Source organism: Methylobacterium sp. A52T (genome assembly GCF_053346095.1).
In genome coordinates this window covers 1-1,677 of sequence record NZ_JBKFBI010000288.1, presented here as the reverse complement: position 1 = coordinate 1,677, position 1,677 = coordinate 1, and the positions used below count along the sequence as shown (strand labels likewise).

The following is a 1,677-nucleotide window of genomic DNA, read 5'->3' as shown; positions in this document are numbered from 1 at the left end:
CGCCCGCCTGCTGCGGGAGGACGCCGAGGCGGCCGACGGCATCCCGCGGCACGCCGGCGGCCCGGCGCCCCTGTCGTTCCCGCAGGCGCGGCTCTGGTTCCACCAGCGCTACGACCCGGAGAGCCCGGCCTACCACTCGGCCCGGGCCTTCCGCCTCGCCGGCCCCCTCGACGTCCCGGCGCTCGAGGGCGCGTTCCGGAGCCTGATCGCCTGTCACGACGTCCTGCGCACGGCGCTGGCGGACACCGCCGACGGCCCGCGCCAGATCCTGCACCCGCACGTGCCGTTCGAGCTCGAGCACGTCCCGGCCCTCGACGGTGACCCGGGCGCGGCGCTGCGCGCCCTGAGCCGCCGCCCCTTCGACCTCACCCGCGCGCCGCCGCTGCGCGCGGTCCTGTCGGAGGCGGACCCGGCGGGCGCGCGCGTCCTCCTCGTGGTGATGCACCACATCGCGGTGGACGCGTGGTCGACGGCGCGGCTCTTCCGGGATCTGGCGCAGGCCTACCGCGCGGCCCTCGCAGATCCCGCGCGGATCGGGCAGCCGCTGCCCGCCCCGCGCCTGCGCTTCGTGGATTTCGCCGCGTGGCAGCGCGCCCGGTTCGACGGCGCGGCCGGGTCCGTGGCGATCGCGCGCGGGCGCCGCTACCTCGGCGGCGCCGTCCCGGCCCTGGACCTGCCCCTCGACTATCCCCGCCAGCCCCTGGCGAACCGCCCGGGCGGGCGGGTCGACTTCACCCTGCCCGCCGACCTCGCCGGCGCGGTGGCCGCGTTCTGCCGGTCGCAGGCGTGCCCGCCCTTCGTGGCGCTGCTGGCGGCGTGGCAGGTGCTGCTCGCCCGCCTGAGCGGCCAGACGGACTTCGCCGTCGGCGTGCCGAACGCCGCCCGCACCCGCCCCGAGCTGCAGGACCTCGTCGGCTTCCTCGTCAACACGCAGGTCTACCGCGTCCGCCTCGATCCGCGCGGGAGCTTCCGCGATCTCTGCGCGCGGCTGCGCGGCGAGGCGATGGCGTTCCTGGCCGAGGACGACGTCCCCTTCGAGCGCCTCGTGGCGGAGACCGGGATCGCGCGCGACACCGCGACCACGCCGGTCTTCCAGGCGGCGTTCAACTTCCGCCCCAGCCGGGATGCCGCCCCCCTCGACCTCGCCGACGTCGCGGCGGCGCGGATCGACGTCGACGTGGCGAGCGCCAAGTTCGACGTCGCCCTCGACGTCGCCGCCGACGGGACCGGCATCGATTGCCAGCTCGAGTACGATGCCGGCCTGATCGCGGACGCCACCGCCCGGCGCTGGCGCGACGGGTTCCTCGCCCTGCTGCGCGCCCTCGTCGCGGCGCCGGACCGGCCCCTCCACGCGGCGAGCGCGCTCACGGCCTCCGACCGCGCGGTGATCGGGTCGGCGAACGCGACCGCCCGGGCCTACCCGGACGGCGCCGGCGACGTCCTCGCCGCCTTCGCAGGCCACCGCGCGCAAGACCCCCACGCCCCCGCCGTCACCGACGCCCGGACCAGCCTGACCCGCGCCGGCCTCGACGCCCGCGCCACCGCCATCGCCCGACGCCTCGCCCGCGCCGGCGCCCGACCCGAGCGCGTCGTCGGACTCCTCCTCGAGCGCACCTGCGACCTGCCCGCCGCCTGGCTCGCCGTCCTCAGGACCGGCGCCGCCATCCTCCCCCTCAA

1 protein-coding gene is annotated in these 1,677 nt (G+C 77.9%); it reads left to right on the top strand.

What is annotated here, in order from left to right; genetic code table 11:
* Positions 1 to 1,677: condensation domain-containing protein (locus tag ACLBYE_RS30385; protein ID WP_447697015.1), on the top strand; the 1,677-nt coding region annotated here is incomplete at both ends.